Source organism: Noviherbaspirillum sp. (assembly GCF_035627455.1).
Taxonomy (GTDB): domain Bacteria; phylum Pseudomonadota; class Gammaproteobacteria; order Burkholderiales; family Burkholderiaceae_D; genus Noviherbaspirillum.
The window spans coordinates 12,960-28,495 of the sequence record NZ_DASPLS010000007.1 but is presented as its reverse complement, the minus strand read 5'-3'; the positions used below and the strand labels follow the sequence as shown (position 1 = coordinate 28,495).

Genomic DNA, 15,536 nt, shown 5'->3' with positions numbered 1-15,536 from the left:
GCTGTTGATGCCAGTCGAAGATAGTAGTTGAACCCGCGCAATGATTACCGCGAGAACGCCCTTCTCACGACGCGATGCTACAGCGAGTGAAACTCTGCATTGTAGGGCAGCTTCGATCAGCGTCATCGACGAATGACAAACAGACCTGTTGAGGATGCAGGAAAACCGCCCGATGCTGGTGGAACGGACGGGATGCGCGATGGACCTTTCTCTATCGCATAAGAATGTGTCGCCTGCGGCAAAGACGGCATGGGGTAGGCCGGCACGGGATGGCGTCGCGGTTGAAGCGCTTTCGTACCACGCTTTCGACGGCTTGTTTCACCGGCGGGGCGCCGGTCCGCCGCAAGGACGAAACCGGCGCCGGTCATGCACGGCCTAGCCCGCCGCCGTTTCCTTCAGTCCGCCACCCAGTGCGCGGTACAGGTCCACCGCATTCGTCAGGCGAAGCAGGCGCGCCTGCACCAGCGACTGTTCCGCGGAAAACAGCTCGCGCTGCGCGTCCAGCACCTCGAGCGAACTCGCCACGCCGTTCTGGTAGCGCTGCTCGGCCAGTTTCAGCCGCTCGCGCTGGGCGTCGACCACGCGTGCCTGCGCGTCGGCCTGCTCGTCGATCGCGCCGCGCGCGGCGAGCGCATCCGATACTTCCCGGAACGCGGCCTGGATCGACTTTTCATAATCCGCCACCGCGATATTGTTGCGCACCTGGGTCAGCGTCAGGTTCGCCTGGTTGCGGCCGGCATCGAAGATCGGCAGCACCAATTGCGGCACGAAGGACCAGGTACGCGTACCGGCATCGAACAGGCCGGACAGCTCGCTGCTGGCCGAACCGAGGCCGGCGGTCAGCGAAATGCGCGGGAAGAACGCTGCGCGCGCCGCGCCGATGCTGGCATTGGCCGCTCTGAGACGCTGCTCGCCGGCGCGGATGTCGGGGCGGCGCGCAAGCAGGTCGGACGGCAGGCCTGCCGGCAGGTCCGCCACGATGCCCTGCGCGGCAAGCGCGCCGGGTGCCGGCAGCCCGTCCAGCGGTTTGCCGACGAGCAGAGTCAACGCATTGAACGCCTGCGCCCGTTGCCGCGCCAGCGCGGCGAGCGAGGCCCGCGCCGACTGCACCAGGATTTCGTTCTGGCGCAGGTCGAGCGCCGACGAGGCGCCGACTTCGAAGCGCTGCTGCGACAGCTTGTACGCGGATTCGCGCGAGGCCAGCGTGCGGCGCGCGAGGTCTTCCTGTTCGGCCAGCGCGCGCTCGGACAGGTAGGCTTTCGCCACTTCGGCCACCAGGCTGATGTGCACCGCGCGCCGCGCTTCTTCCGTTGCCAGATACTGCGCGAGCGCGGCCTCGTTCAGGCTGCGCACCCGGCCGAAAAAGTCCAGCTCGAAGGCGGCAAGCGTCAGGCCGACCTGGTAGCCGCTTCCCACCACCGAGGCGCCGGTCGGCGAGGTGGCGGCGGCGCTGCGCGCGCGCGAGCCGGATGCGGTGCCGGCGAGGTTCGGCAGCAGGTCCGCGGCGACGATGTTGTACTGCGCGCGAGCTTCCTCGATGCGCAGCGCCGCAGCGCGCAGATCGCGGTTATGCTCCAGCGCCGCCACGATCAGGCCTTGCAGGCGCGGTTCCCGGAAAAACTCGCGCCAGCCGCTGTCGGCAGTGACGCCGGCGGTCCGCACCGCCTCCACAGGGACTGCGGCAGGATAGGCGGCGGCGACCGGCGCGTCGGGCCGCTGGTACACCGGCGCCAGCGAGCAGGCCGACAGCACGGCGGCCGCCAGCAGCGGCAGCGTGAACGACGGGATGCGCAACTTGCTCATGCTCCTTCTCCTTCGGTGGTGACGTGGTGCGAGTGCGCAAGCGTGAATTCCTGTTCGCGCTTGCTGGCGGGGAAGAGCTTGCGGACCACGACGAAGAAGACCGGCACAAGGAACACCGCGAGCACGGTGGCGGTGATCATGCCGCCCATCACGCCGGTGCCGATCGCGCGCTGGCTGGCGGAGCCGGCCCCGCTTGCGATCACCAGCGGCAGCACGCCGAGGATGAAGGCAAGCGAGGTCATGATGATCGGGCGGAACCGCAGCTTCGCCGCCTCCAGCGTGGCCGTCAGCAAGTCCTTGCCTTCCGCCTGCAGGTCCTTGGCGAACTCGATGATCAGGATCGCGTTCTTCGCCGACAGGCCGATGATGGTGATCAGGCCGACCTTGAAGTAGACGTCATTCGGCATGCCGCGCAGCGTCACGCCCAGCAGCGCGCCGAGCAGGCCGAGCGGGACGACCAGCATCACCGACAGCGGGATCGACGTGCTCTCGTACAGCGCCGCCAGCACCAGGAACACGGCCAGCAGCGACAGCGCCATGAGCATCGGCATCTGCGCGCCGGAGATCTTTTCTTCGCGCGACTGGCCGGTCCATTCGAACGCGAAGCCCGGCGGCAACTGGCGCGCCAGGCGCTCCATCTCCGCCATTGCTTCGCCGCTGCTGTAGCCGGGCGCCGCCTGGCCGGCGATCTTCATCGCCGGGTAGCCGTTGTAGCGCACCACCTGGACCGGGCCGGTGATCCAGTTCAGCGTGGTGAAGGCGGCCAGCGGCACCATCTCGCCGCTGACATTGCGCACGTACAGCTGGCGCAGGTCCTCGGGCTGTGTGCGCTGCGCCGGTTCGGCCTGCATGATCACGCGCTGCTGGCGTCCTTCGTTCGGGAAGTCGTTCAGGTAGGACGAACCGAGCGCCGCAGTCAGCGTCGCATTGATGTCGGAAAAGGAAACCCCGAGGGCGCTTGCCTTGTCGCGGTCGATGTCGACCTGCAGCTGCGGCGCGTCTTCCAGGCCCTCCGGGCGCACGCCCGCCAGCAGCTGGCTCTTGGCAGCCATGCCGAGCAACTGGTTGCGCGCCGCGAGCAGCGCGTCGTGCCCGCGCCCGCCGCGGTCCTGCAGACGGAAGTTGAAGCCGGTCGCGGTGCCGAGCTCGGGGATCGGCGGCGGGTTGAGCGCGAACACGATCGCATCCTTGATCTGCAGCAGCACGCCCATCGCCTTCCCGGAAATCGCATCCGCGGTATTGGCCGCATCGCGCTCGCTCCAGTCCTTCAGCGGTACGAAGGCGATGCCTGCGTTCTGGCCGCTGCCGGAGAAGCTGAAGCCGGTCACCGCGACGGTGTGCTGCACGCCGGGCTGCTTCAGGAAATAGTCTTCGACCTGCGTCACCACGTCCAGCGTCCGGTTGGCGCTCGCGCCCGGCGGCAGCTGGATGTTGGTCAGGATGTAACCCTGGTCCTCGTTCGGCAGGAAAGAGGCCGGCAGGCGCATGAACAGCAATCCGACGCAGGCAAGGATCACGCCGTACACTATCATGTAGCGCGCGGTCTTGCCGAGCGCGCCGGCGACGACGCGCTGGTAGGCGTTGGTCGTGCTGTGGAACCTGCGGTTGAACCAGCCGAAGAAACCTTTCTTTTCGTGATGGTGGCCGGCTTCGACCGGCTTGAGGATGGTGGCGCACAGGGCCGGCGTCAGGGTCAGTGCCATCAGCGCGGAGAACGCCATCGACGCCACCATGGACAGCGAGAACTGGCGATAGATCGCGCCGACCGCGCCGCCGAAGAAGGCCATCGGGATGAACACCGCGATCAGCACCAGCGTAATGCCGACGATCGCGCCGGTGATCTGGCTCATCGCCTTCCTGGTCGCCGCCGCTGGCGACAGGCCTTCCTCGCTCATGATGCGTTCCACGTTTTCGACCACCACGATGGCGTCGTCGACCAGGATGCCGATCGCCAGCACCATGCCGAACATGGTCAGCACGTTGATGGAAAAGCCGAACGCGTACATCGCCGCGAAGGTTCCCATCAGCGCCACCGGCACCACGATGGTCGGGATCAGCGTGTAGCGGATGTTCTGCAGGAACAGGTACATCACCAGGAACACCAGCAGCACCGCTTCGAGCAGGGTCTTGACCACTTCCTCGATCGAAATCCTGACGAACTTCGAGGTGTCGTAGGGGATGTCGTACTGCACGCCGGCCGGGAAGTACTGTTTCAGTTCTTCCATCTTCTCGCGCACCAGGGTCGCGGTGCCGAGCGCATTGGCGGTCGGCGACAGCTGGATGCCGACCGCCGACGACGGCTTGCCATCAATGCGGGCGGAGGTCGCGTATGCCTGCCCGCCCAGCTCCACCCGCGCGACGTCGCGCAGGCGGATCACCGAGCCGTCGGTGTTGGCGCGCAGCACGATCTTGCCGAACTGTTCTGCGCTGGACAGCTGGCCGGTGACGACGATCGGCGCGGTGACCTGCTGGTTGGTGGGGGACGGCAGTTCGCCGAGGGTGCCGGACGCGACCTGCGCGTTCTGCGCGCGGATCGCGTTGCCGATGTCGGCCGGCGTCAGCTTGAAGCCGACCATCTTGTCCGGATTGATCCAGACGCGCATCGCGCGTTCGGTGCCGAACAGGATCGCTTCGCCCACGCCGTCGACACGCTTGATTTCATTGAGCACGTTGCGCGACAGGTAGTCGCCGAGCGCGACCGGATCCAGGCTGCCATCCTTCGACGACAGCGTGACCACCATCAGGAAGTTGCTGCGCGCCTTGGTCACCTGCACGCCCTGCTGTGCGACCGCCTGCGGCAGGCGCGGTTCGACGCGCCGCATGCGGTTCTGCACCTCGACGGCCGCAAGGTCGATGTTGGTGCCGGGCGCGAAGGTCGCGGTGATCTGCGCCTGGCCATTGCCCTGGCTCTGCGATTCGACGTACTGCAAGCCGGGCGCGCCGTTCAGCTCCTGCTCGATCAGGCTGGTCACGCCTTCCTCCAGCGTCTGCGCGCTGGCGCCGGGATAGACGGCGGTGATCACGACGGAAGGCGGCGCGATCGTCGGGTATTGCGCGACCGGCAGCCCGGTGATCGACAATGCGCCGGCGATCAGGATGAAGATGGCCAGCACCCAGGCGAAGACCGGGCGCTCGATGAAGAATTTTCCCATACGCTTGCTCGCTTACTTGTTGGTTGTTTGCGCTTGCGGCGCGCCGGATTGCGCCGGGCTTGGATTGCCTGCGGCGGCCTGCTTCCACTGCACCGCGTTCACCACGGCGCCGGGCGGGGCTTTCTGGAAGCCCTCGACGACGATGCGCTCGCCCGCTTTCAAACCCTCGCTGACGATCCATCTGTCGCCGGCGGCGGTATCGGCCTTCACCGGGCGCGGCGCGATCTTGTTGTCCTGCCCGACCACCATCACGACACTGGCGCCAGACTGGCGCAGCACCGCCTGCTGCGGCACCGCGATCGCGTTTTCCTGTACCGCCTGTTCGACCCGCGCGCGCACGTACATGCCCGGCAACAGCGAACGGTCCGGATTAGGTACGACTGCCCGCAGCGTAATGGCGCCGGTGCCGGGGTCGACGGTCTGGTCGGAGAACAGCAGCTTGCCCGGATGCGGATAGACCTCGCCGTTTTCCATCACGATGCTCACCCTCGCCTCGTCCTTGCCCGCCTTCTGCAATTTCCCGTCGCGCATCGCGCGCTGCAGCTTCAGCGCTTCACCCGCCGGCTGGGTGATGTTCACGTAGAGCGGATCGATCTGCTGGATCGTCGCCAGGGGCGTCGCCGCACCCTGGCCGACCAGCGCGCCCTCGGTGACGAGCGCGCGCCCGATACGGCCGGAGATCGGTGCGTTGACGGTGGCGTAGCCGAGATTCAGGCGCGCTGCCGCCAGTGCCGCCTTCGCCGCCGCAACGTCCGCCGCCGCCTGCTTTTGCGCGGTCAGCGCGTCGTCGTATTCCTGGCGGCTGATCGCATTGGTCTCGACCAGCGGCTTGTAGCGCTGTGCCTTGAGCCCGGCCTGAGCGAGGTTCGCGTCCGCCCTGGCCAGCGTCGCCTCGGCGCTGGCGACCGTTGCCTGAAACGGTGCCGGATCGATCCGGAACAGCACTTCGTTTTCCTTCACTTCGGCGCCCTCCCGGAACACCCGCCTGGTGACGATCCCGGCTACCCGGGCGCGCACCTCCGCCAGGCGGCTCGCTTCAAGCCGCCCCGGGAGTTCGTCTGCCAGCGCAATCCGTTCCGGTGCGACCGTGACGACCGAAACTTCCGGCGGCGGCATGCCCGCCGGCGCCTGCGCTTGTGCGCTGCGGATCTGTTCTCCGCAGCCGGCAAGGACCGCAATGGCGACGGAGAGGGCGGCGAGTAAAGGAATTTTCTGGTGTGCAATCATGTTTTTCGAGAAGAAGTTGAGGAAGAGCACCGTTTTTTCTGGCCTTGCCTGCGTGCAGGCGGTACCTTTTCACATCGATCGGCGTATTATACATACGTTCGCGTATGTATATATGGCGCTGGCGATTGGTTTTACCTAAGGAAGCGATATGGTGAGAAAGACAAAGGAAGAAGCGCTCGAAACCCGCAACCGCTTGCTGGACGCCGCGGCGGACGTATTCCATCGCGACGGTTTTGCCCGCACCACGCTCGACGCGGTGGCGGAAGCGGCCGGCATGACGCGCGGCGCGGTGTATTGGCATTTCAAGAACAAGAGCGACTTGTTCAATGCGATGTGCGATCGCGTGCGCCTGCCGATGGAAGAGCTGGCCGAAGCCGGCTATGACGCGGAAACCGGCGACCCGCTGGACCACATGCGCAAGGTCTGCGTCTTTTTCCTGAAGGAGTGCGCAGGCAACACGCACTTGCGCAAGGTGATGGAAATTCTTTTCCGCAAGACGGAGTTCGTCGACCCGGCCGACCTGATCTATATGCGGCAGCACGAGGCGGCGATGCGCGGCAGGGAACGCATCGTCAAGACCCTGACTCTCGCGATCGACGCGCAGCATCTTGCGCCCGACACCGATATCCGCCTGGCGGCCGTGCTGCTGCAGGCGAGCATCGAAGGCATCCTGGTGAACTGGCTGATCGCGCCCGACTACTTTTCTCTGGAGGACGAAGCGGAACGGCTGGTGGATGCCTGCATTGCCACCTTGCGCAATGCCCCCAGCCTCAGGAAGGCGGCCGCTTAATCTGCGCACCGGCGCGGCGGCAGGCGGCAACACAGCGCAAAAAAGCCCACGCATCGTTTCGATGCCGTGGGCTTCTCTTCATTCGCCGGCTCGCGGCGCTAATTCGACGCTGATGCGGCGCGCAGGTTGTCAGCCCGCCCCGACCTGGTCGAGCGCCTTTTCCAGGTTCGCCACGGTCCGCTCGATATTGTGCAGCTTGTCCAGGCCGAACAGGCCGATGCGGAAGGTCTTGAAATCTGCCGGTTCGTCGCACTGCAGCGGCACGCCCGCCGCCACCTGCAGGCCAGCGTCGGCGAACTTCTTGCCCGACTTGATGCCGTCGTCGCCGGTATAGCTGACCACCACGCCCGGCGCCTTGAAGCCGCCGGCGGCGACGCTCCTGATGCCCCGGCTCTCGAGCAGCGCCCGCACGCGGTCGCCGAGTTCCTGCTGTTCGGCGCGGATCTTGTCGAAGCCGTACGCATCCATCTCCTGCATCACCTTGCGCAGCACGATCAGGCCGTCGGTCGGCATCGTCGCGTGGTAGGCGAAGCTGCCGCCTTCGTAGGCTTCCATGATCTGCAGCCATTTTTTCAGGTCGCAGGCAAAGCTCGTGCTGGTGGTGCCGTCGATGCGCTCGCGCGCGGCGGCGCCGAGCATCACCAGCCCGCAGCAGGGCGATGCGCTCCAGCCCTTCTGCGGCGCGCTGACCACGATGTCGATGCCGAGCGCCTGCATGTCCACCCAGATCGCGCCGGAGGCGATGCAGTCGAGCACGAACATGCCGCCGGCCGCATGCACCGCGTCGGCCACCTGGCGCAGGTAGTCGTCGGGCAGGATCATGCCGGAAGCGGTTTCGACGTGCGGCGCGAACACCAGGTCGGGTTTGGTTTCGCGGATCGCCGCCACCACTTCCTCGATCGGCGCCGGTGCGAAAGCCGCCTGGCTGCCCTGCTCCACCGGACGCGCCTTCATGACGCTGCAGTGGGGCGTGATGCCGCCCATTTCGAGGATCTGGGTCCAGCGGTAGCTGAACCAGCCGTTGCGGATCACCAGGCATTTCTTGTTGGTCGCAAACTGCCGCGCGACCGCTTCCATGCCGAAGGTGCCGCTGCCGGGAACGACGATCGCGGACTTTGCGCCGTAGACTTTTTTCAGGGTCGCCGACACATCCCGCATCGTGTCCTGGAACAGCTGCGACATGTGGTTGACCGCGCGGTCGGTATAGACGACCGAATATTCGAGAAGCCCGTCGGGATCGACGTGGGGTAACAAACCTGGCACTCGCGCCTCCATCAATAGGTGAGAAATTCCGGGACCGGCCTGCATTTGCCGTTTGGCAAGCAGCCGATGCGATATTGCAAACAGGGTCGATTCTACTGGAGCTCGGACGAAACCGCGCCCCGGGTTCGCAAATCCTTGATGCAGCCAGCTTGCACTTGGAGCGGTTTGACAGCGCATGCAAGAGCGCCGGGGTCGGGTCGAGAAGCGCAACCGTACGTGAGGTACGGTGAGCATCGCAGGCCCGAGATCGGCCTCTTTCATGCGTTGACAAACCGCTCTAGCTGCCGCGATAGGTCGAATACGACCACGGCGACATCACCAGCGGCACATGGTAATTCTGGGTCGGGTCGGCAATGCCGAAAGCGATGATCACGCGGTCGAGGAAACGCGGCTCCGGCAGTTGCACGCCGCGCGCGGCAAAGTAATCGCCGGCCGCGAACACCAGTTCATACTGGCCGGCGCGCATGTCCTCGCCCTGCAGCAACGGTGCATCGCAGCGCCCGTCCTGGTTGGTGACGGTGCTGCACAGCAGCGTGCGCGCGGTCGCTTCCACCGCATACAGTTCCACCATGACGCCCGCGCCGGGCTTGCCCAGCGTGACATCCAGTACGTGCGTGCTCAGTTTTCCCATTGCCGTCTCCGTTAACCGATGCGCAATGATACCCACTGTATTGGCGAGACAACGCAAAACGTTATAAGGTTGCCTATATACCGATTATTTGCGTCGCCCGCAGACGCGCACGCGTGCTTCTTGCATGATGCGAGAATCAGAGTCATACCGACCGTCGAGGCGGAAACAGCATGTCCGAGCCCATACGTTACCTTCATCGCGGCGAACTCCATACCGTCAGCGACGCAGCGACCACGCGCACCATCCTGCAGCATCTGCGCGAGGACCGGCATTGCACCGGCACCAAGGAGGGTTGCGCCGAAGGCGACTGCGGCGCCTGCACCGTGGTGATCGGCGAGCTCAAGGGCGACACCGTCGCGCTGAAGGCGGTCAATTCCTGCATCCAGTTCCTGCCCGCGCTGGATGGCAAGGCACTGTTTACCGTGGAAGACCTGAAGCAGCCGGACGGCAGCCTGCATCCGGTGCAGCAGGCGATGGTGGAATGCCACGGCTCGCAGTGCGGCTTCTGCACCCCGGGCTTCGTGATGTCGCTGTGGGGGCTTTACCTGGCGCAGGAAGACGGCCGGCAGCGGCCGCAGCGCGCCGACATCGACGACGCGCTGTCGGGCAACCTGTGCCGCTGCACCGGTTACCGCCCCATCATCGACGCCGCGCAGCGCATGTTCGAGCTGCCGCGCGTCGCCTTCGACCGCGCCGCGCTGGCCGCATCGCTGCAATCGATCCGGCGCGGCGAGCCGCTCACTTACACTTGCGAAGGCCGCGCCTTCCATGTGCCGCGCACGCTGGAACAGCTGGTGCAACTGCGCGCCGGCAATCCGGACGCGACGCTGTTGTCCGGCTCCACCGACGTCGGCCTGTGGGTCACCAAGCAGATGCGCGAGCTCGGCGACGTCATCTACCTGAACGAGGTTGCCGAGCTGCAGCGCATCGACGAAGCGGACGGCTGGCTGCAGATCGGCGCCGCAGTCACGCTCGAGGACGCCTACCGCGCCGCATGCCGCCACTATCCGCAGGAACTGTCGGAACTGCGCCAGCGCTTTGCATCGCTACCGGTGCGCAATGCCGGCACGCTGATCGGCAACATCGCCAATGGCTCGCCGATCGGCGACTCCGCGCCGTGGCTGATCGCGCTCGGTGCCGAGATCGTGCTGCATGGCAAGGACGGACAGCGCCGCCTGCCGCTGGAAGCCTTCTATCTCGATTACCAGAAAAAGGACTTGCGCCCCGGCGAATTCCTGGAAGCGGTGCGCGTGCCGCTGCCGCGTCCCGGCCTGCGCTTGCGCACCTACAAGCTGTCCAAGCGCTTCGACCAGGATATCTCGGCGGTGTGCGCCGCATTCGCGCTCACGCTTGACGGCAACACTATCCGCGACGCGCGGATCGCGTTCGGCGGCATGGCGGCCACCTCGCGCCGCGCGCCGAAGGCCGAAGCCGCGCTCGCGGGGCGCGAATGGAACGAAGCGGCGCTCGCCGACGCGCTCGCGGCGCTGGCCGACGATTACGCGCCGCTTACCGACATGCGCGCATCCGCCGCCTACCGGATGAAGGCGGCGCAGAACCTGCTGCGCCGCTTCTGGCTGGAGACGCGGCCGGACGCGCCGCTGCCGCCGGCCGCGCTCAATGCGTTTGCCTGTACCAGCACGGAGGGCCAGCCATGAACAAGCAGACCGAGAATTTCCTGCACAGCGCGACCGCGCCGGACTGGACCCAGGTCGGCAAGCCGCATCCGCACGAGTCGGCGCTGCTGCATGTGCTGGGTGAAGCGACCTACACCGACGACATCCCGGAACTGCAGGGCACGCTGCACGCGGCGCTCGGCCTGTCGCAGAAGGCGCATGCGAGGATCAGGTCGATCGATGTGTCCGGGGTGAAGAACGCGCGCGGCGTGGTCGCCGTGCTCACCGCCGCCGACATTCCCGGCACCAACGACTGCGGCCCGATCCTGCATGACGATCCCATCCTCGCCGACGGGCTGGTGCAGTATGTCGGCCAGCCGCTGTTCCTGGTGGTCGCCGACAGCCATGACAACGCGCGCCGCGCGGCGCGGCTGGCCAGGGTGGACTATGAAGAGCTGCCGGCGATCCTGACCGCGCGGGAAGCGAAGCAGGCGCAGTCGCTGGTGCTGCCGCCGATGCGCCTCAAGCGCGGCGACGTGCGTGCCGCGTTCGAACGCGCGCCGCACCGGGTCAGGGGTGAGCTGCTGGTCGGCGGCCAGGAACAGTTTTACCTCGAGGGCCAGGTGTCCTATGCGCTGCCGAAGGAAGACCGCGGCATGCTGGTGTATTGCTCGACCCAGCATCCGTCGGAAATGCAGCATGTGGTTGCGCACGCGCTCGGCCTGCATTCGCACCATGTGGTGGTGGAATGCAGGCGCATGGGCGGCGGCTTCGGCGGCAAGGAATCGCAGTCGGCGCTGTGGGCGGCGGCGGCGGCCATCGCCGCCTACCGGCTGAAGCGCCCGGTCAAGCTGCGTGCCGACCGCGACGACGACATGCTGGTGACCGGCAAGCGCCACGACTTCCATTACGAATACGAAGTCGGCTACGACGACGACGGCCGCATCCTCGCCGCGCGCATCGAGATGACGGCGCGCGCCGGCTATTCCGCCGACCTGTCCGGGCCGGTCGCCACGCGCGCGGTCTGCCATTTCGACAATGCCTATTACCTGTCCGACGTCGACATCCTCGCGCTGTGCGGCAAGACCCACACCCAGTCCAATACCGCGTTCCGCGGCTTCGGCGGGCCGCAGGGCGCCATCGCGATCGAGTATGTGATCGACGAGATCGCGCGCAATCTCGGCAAGGATGCGCTGGACGTGCGCAAGCTCAACTTCTACGGCCGCAGCGATGCCGAGGGCCGCAACATCACGCAATACGGCCAGAAGGTGACCGACAACGTGATCCACGAGCTGGTCGCGCAACTGGAGGCCGACAGCGACTACCGCCGCCGCCGCGCGCAGCTGCGCGCCTTCAATGCGGGCAGCCCGGTGCTGAAGAAAGGGATTGCGCTGACGCCGGTCAAGTTCGGCATCGCGTTCAACCTGACGCACCTGAACCAGGCCGGCGCGCTGGTGCACGTGTATGTGGACGGGTCGGTGCTGGTGAACCATGGCGGCACCGAGATGGGCCAGGGCGTCAACACCAAGGTGGCGCAGGTGGTCGCGCATGAACTCGGGCTCGACCTGTCGCAGGTGCGGGTGTCGGCCACCGATACCAGCAAGGTCGCGAACACGTCGGCGACCGCGGCATCCACCGGCGCCGACCTGAACGGCAAGGCGGCGCAGGACGCGGCGCGCCAGATCCGCGAACGGCTGACCGCGTTCGCCGCGCAGGCATGGAAGGTCGATCCGGCCGCGATCCGCTTCGCCGACAACCAGGTGTATATCGACGGCAGTCCGGAACCCTTCCCCGCATTCGTGCGCCGCGCCTACAACGCGCGCGTGCAGCTGTGGTCGGACGGCTTCTATGCCACGCCCGGCCTGCACTGGGACGCGGCAACAATGTCCGGCAATCCCTTTTTCTACTTCGCGTATGGGGCCGCGGTGTCGGAAGTGGTGGTCGACACCCTGACCGGCGAATGGAAGCTGCTGCGCGCCGACGTGCTGTACGACGCCGGCAGCTCACTCAACCCGGCAATCGACATCGGCCAGGTGGAAGGCGGCTTCATCCAGGGCATGGGCTGGCTGACCACCGAGGAATTGTGGTGGAACCAGGCTGGCCGGCTGATGACGCATGCGCCGTCGACCTATAAGATTCCGGCGATTTCCGATTGCCCGCGCGACTTCCGGGTGAAACTGTTTAACAACAGCAATCCGGCCGACAGCATCCACCGCTCCAAGGCAGTCGGCGAACCGCCGCTGCTGCTGTCGTTCTCGGTGTTCTTCGCGATCCGCGATGCGATTGCCAGCGTCGCGGATTACCGGCGCAATCCGCCGCTGGACGCCCCCGCGACCTGCGAAGCGATCCTGAACGCGGTCGACGCGGTGCGCGCCGCCTGACACCCGGAACATGACATGAACGACTGGCTCGCCGCCCTCCGGACCGCGCTCGCCGCCGGCACCCCCGCGGTGCTGGTCACCGTAGCGTCGGTCGACGGCTCCGGCCCGCGCGAAGCCGGCGCGAAAATGCTGGTCACGCGGGATGCGGCGTTTGATACCATCGGCGGCGGCCATCTCGAACTGCGCGCCTGCGAAATCGCGCGCCAGATGCTGACGGCGGACGGCGGGCGGCGGCTGGAGCGCTTCGCGCTCGGCCCCAGCCTCGGCCAATGCTGCGGCGGCGTGGTGCAACTGGCGTTCGAACATATCGATGCGGTGCAGCGCGGCCATGTCGAGCTGCTCGCCGGGCGCCGCCAGCGGCGCGAAGACAGCTGGCGCGTGGTTGCGCTGGATGCGGATCTTGCGCCGGCATTGACCGACGCTGGCGGCGCGGTGCTCGCCGGGACACTGCCGGTGCCGCTAGCCGGATTCGACCGCGCCTGCGGCTGCCACCTGCTGCGCGATCCCGGCGGCGGCCGCTGGCTGGTCGACCCCTGCCTCGCCTGGCGCGCGCAACTGCTGCTGTTCGGCGCCGGCCATGTCGGCGCGGCGATCGTGCGCGCGCTGACCGAGCTGCCCTGCCACGTAACCTGGATCGACGAACGCGAGGAATTGTTTCCGGATGCGGTGCCCGCCAACGTCACGCTGGAAGCAACCGACACGCCGGAAGCGCTGGCGGCGGCGGCGCCGGCCGGCGCCAGCTACCTCGTGATGACGCACAGCCACGCGCTCGACCAGCGGCTGGCGGAAGCAATCCTCAAGCGCGAGGATGCCGGCTGGTTCGGCCTGATCGGCTCGAAAACCAAGCGCATGCATTTCGAGCATCGCCTGCGCGAGCGCGGCGTGGCGCCGGAGCGGCTGGCCCGGATGGTATGCCCGATCGGCCTGCCGGGCATAGCCGGCAAGGCGCCGGCGGTGATCGCCGCATCGGTGTGCGCGCAGCTGCTGCAGGTCTGGGAACAGGAAGCAAAGCAGCCGCGCGCGCTTGCCCTGTCCAATCAGGGCGCACGGCGGATTGGCAATCCGGTCGGCCTGTAAGGTGCCCCGCAAAACGGACACTGCGCGGCGCATGGCTGCCGGCACGATGAAATTCCTGAAATATACGAACGAAAGCAATACATGAGTTTGGATTCTGTCTCCCCACGCTGCCAGGCCTACCGCGCCGGCGTGCTGCACTTCACCGCCGACCCCGCCTTCGACGGGAACGCCCATGCGTGGCATGAAGACGGCCTGCTGATCGTCGAGGACGGCCGGGTGAAGGCGGCGGGCGACTACGCGCAGCTGGCCGCGAGCCTGCCGCAAGACGCCGTGCTGCATGACTACCGCGGCCGCCTGATCGTCCCCGGCTTCATCGACACCCACATCCACTATCCCCAGGTCGACATGATCGCGTCGCCGGCGCCCGGCCTGCTGCCGTGGCTGGAAAACTACACCTTCCCGGTGGAGAGCCGGTTCGGCGACCCGGCGCATGCGCGCGAGGTGGCGCGCTTTTTCCTTGACGAGCTGCTGCGCTGCGGCACCACAACTGCGATGGTCTACTGCACCGTGCATCCGGAATCGGTCGACGCCTTCTTCGCCGAGAGCGAAGCGCGCGGCCTGCGCATGGTGGCCGGCAAGATCCTGATGGACCGGCACTGCCCGGAATTCCTGCGCGACAGCGCCGAGGGCGGCGTGCGCGACAGTGAAGCGCTGATCCGCAAGTGGCACAAGCGCGGCCGCCAGCTGTATGCGATCACGCCGCGCTTTGCGCCCACTTCCAGCGAGGCGCAGCTGCAACTTGCCGGCGAACTCGCATCCGCCCATCCGGACGCCTTCCTGCAGACCCATGTCGCGGAAAACACCGACGAAGTCGCATGGGTGAAGTCGCTGTTCCCCGATGCGCGCAGCTATCTCGACGTATACGACGGGTACGGCATGATGCGCCCGCGCGCGATGTTCGCGCACTGCATCTGGCTCGACGACCACGACCGCGCGCGCATGCACGAGACCCAGGCGGCGGCCTCCATCTGCCCGACCTCCAACCTGTTCCTCGGCAGCGGGCTGTTCGATTTCGCGAAGGCGGATGCGGCACGGGTGCCGCTGTCGCTGGCGACCGACGTCGGCGGCGGCACGTCCTTTTCGATGCTGCAGACGATGAATGCGGTGTACAAGGTCGCGCGCATGGGCGGCACCTACCTGCCGGCGCTGCGCATGTTCTACCTGGCCACGCTGGGCGGCGCGCGCAGCATGCAGCTGGAAGGGACGATCGGCAACTTCCTGCCGGGCGTCGAAGCCGATTTTGTTGTTTTGGATCCACAGGCGACGCCGCTGCTCGCGCGGCGCACGGGGCGCAGCGAAAGCCTGGAAGAACTGCTGTTCGCGCTTGCGCTGCTGGGCGACGACCGTAGCGTGGAAGCCACTTACAGCGGAGGAAAGCAGGTCCATTCGCGAGCCGGAGAGCATGAATAAGCGTTGCAATACATGCAATTAAAAGATTGACCTAGGTCAAGTTCTTGAGTTTTCTCAGAATTTCTAATTCGCAAGATTAGTTGGGAAAAGTAGAATGGCTGCCGACTGGAAACAGAGGATTGCCAAGCGCCTGGAAGGAAAGACCGAGCGGCAACCTGGTTATTTTTAACTGCATTGCAACAGGAG

At 66.4% G+C, this 15,536-nt stretch carries 10 protein-coding genes; 5 read left to right on the top strand and 5 right to left on the bottom strand.

Annotated features, from left to right (window positions below; translation table 11 throughout):
* Positions 1 to 375: 375 nt before the first annotated feature.
* Genes VEC01_RS00905 through VEC01_RS00895 form a run of 3 tightly spaced genes read right to left on the bottom strand, consistent with a single transcriptional unit; the run spans position 376 to position 6,182 of the window.
* Positions 376 to 1,803, bottom strand: coding sequence for an efflux transporter outer membrane subunit (locus VEC01_RS00905; protein ID WP_324897825.1), 1,428 nt, complete (start codon positions 1,801 to 1,803; stop codon positions 376 to 378).
* A complete protein-coding gene (locus tag VEC01_RS00900) occupies positions 1,800 to 4,955 on the bottom strand; it encodes an efflux RND transporter permease subunit (protein ID WP_324897823.1) in 3,156 nt (1,051 codons plus the stop codon). The genes VEC01_RS00905 and VEC01_RS00900 overlap by 4 nt, the downstream gene beginning before the upstream one ends.
* A 12-nt stretch (positions 4,956 to 4,967) precedes the next feature.
* Positions 4,968 to 6,182: an efflux RND transporter periplasmic adaptor subunit gene (locus VEC01_RS00895; protein ID WP_324897930.1), complete on the bottom strand. Its 1,215-nt coding sequence runs from the start codon at positions 6,180 to 6,182 to the stop codon at positions 4,968 to 4,970.
* A 148-nt stretch (positions 6,183 to 6,330) separates the two neighbouring features.
* Here VEC01_RS00895 and VEC01_RS00890 point away from each other — a divergent pair, with 148 nt between their 5' ends.
* Entirely contained in the window at positions 6,331 to 6,972 is a 642-nt protein-coding gene (locus VEC01_RS00890; protein WP_324897821.1) for a TetR family transcriptional regulator, read from the top strand.
* A 129-nt stretch (positions 6,973 to 7,101) separates the two neighbouring features.
* On the opposite strand, the gene VEC01_RS00885 is transcribed toward VEC01_RS00890, so the two are convergent.
* Both VEC01_RS00885 and uraH read right to left on the bottom strand, forming a co-directional pair.
* Positions 7,102 to 8,235: an aminotransferase class V-fold PLP-dependent enzyme gene (locus VEC01_RS00885; protein WP_324897819.1), complete on the bottom strand. Its 1,134-nt coding sequence runs from the start codon at positions 8,233 to 8,235 to the stop codon at positions 7,102 to 7,104.
* Between the two features lie 277 nt (positions 8,236 to 8,512).
* A complete protein-coding gene (uraH, locus tag VEC01_RS00880; RefSeq protein ID WP_324897817.1) occupies positions 8,513 to 8,866 on the bottom strand; it encodes a hydroxyisourate hydrolase in 354 nt (117 codons plus the stop codon).
* Between the two features lie 170 nt (positions 8,867 to 9,036).
* On the opposite strand from uraH, the gene xdhA reads away from it, so the two are divergent.
* The 4 genes from xdhA (at position 9,037) to guaD (ending at position 15,350) form a co-directional block, all read left to right on the top strand.
* Entirely contained in the window at positions 9,037 to 10,524 is a 1,488-nt protein-coding gene (xdhA, locus tag VEC01_RS00875; protein ID WP_324897815.1) for a xanthine dehydrogenase small subunit, read from the top strand.
* A complete protein-coding gene (xdhB, locus tag VEC01_RS00870) occupies positions 10,521 to 12,863 on the top strand; it encodes a xanthine dehydrogenase molybdopterin binding subunit (protein ID WP_324897813.1) in 2,343 nt (780 codons plus the stop codon). The genes xdhA and xdhB overlap by 4 nt, the downstream gene beginning before the upstream one ends.
* Positions 12,864 to 12,878: 15 nt before the next feature.
* Positions 12,879 to 13,940: a xanthine dehydrogenase accessory protein XdhC gene (gene xdhC, locus VEC01_RS00865; protein ID WP_324897811.1), complete on the top strand. Its 1,062-nt coding sequence runs from the start codon at positions 12,879 to 12,881 to the stop codon at positions 13,938 to 13,940.
* Positions 13,941 to 14,021: 81 nt separating this feature from the next.
* Positions 14,022 to 15,350, top strand: coding sequence for a guanine deaminase (guaD, locus tag VEC01_RS00860; RefSeq protein ID WP_324897809.1), 1,329 nt, complete (start codon positions 14,022 to 14,024; stop codon positions 15,348 to 15,350).
* Positions 15,351 to 15,536: the final 186 nt, after the last annotated feature.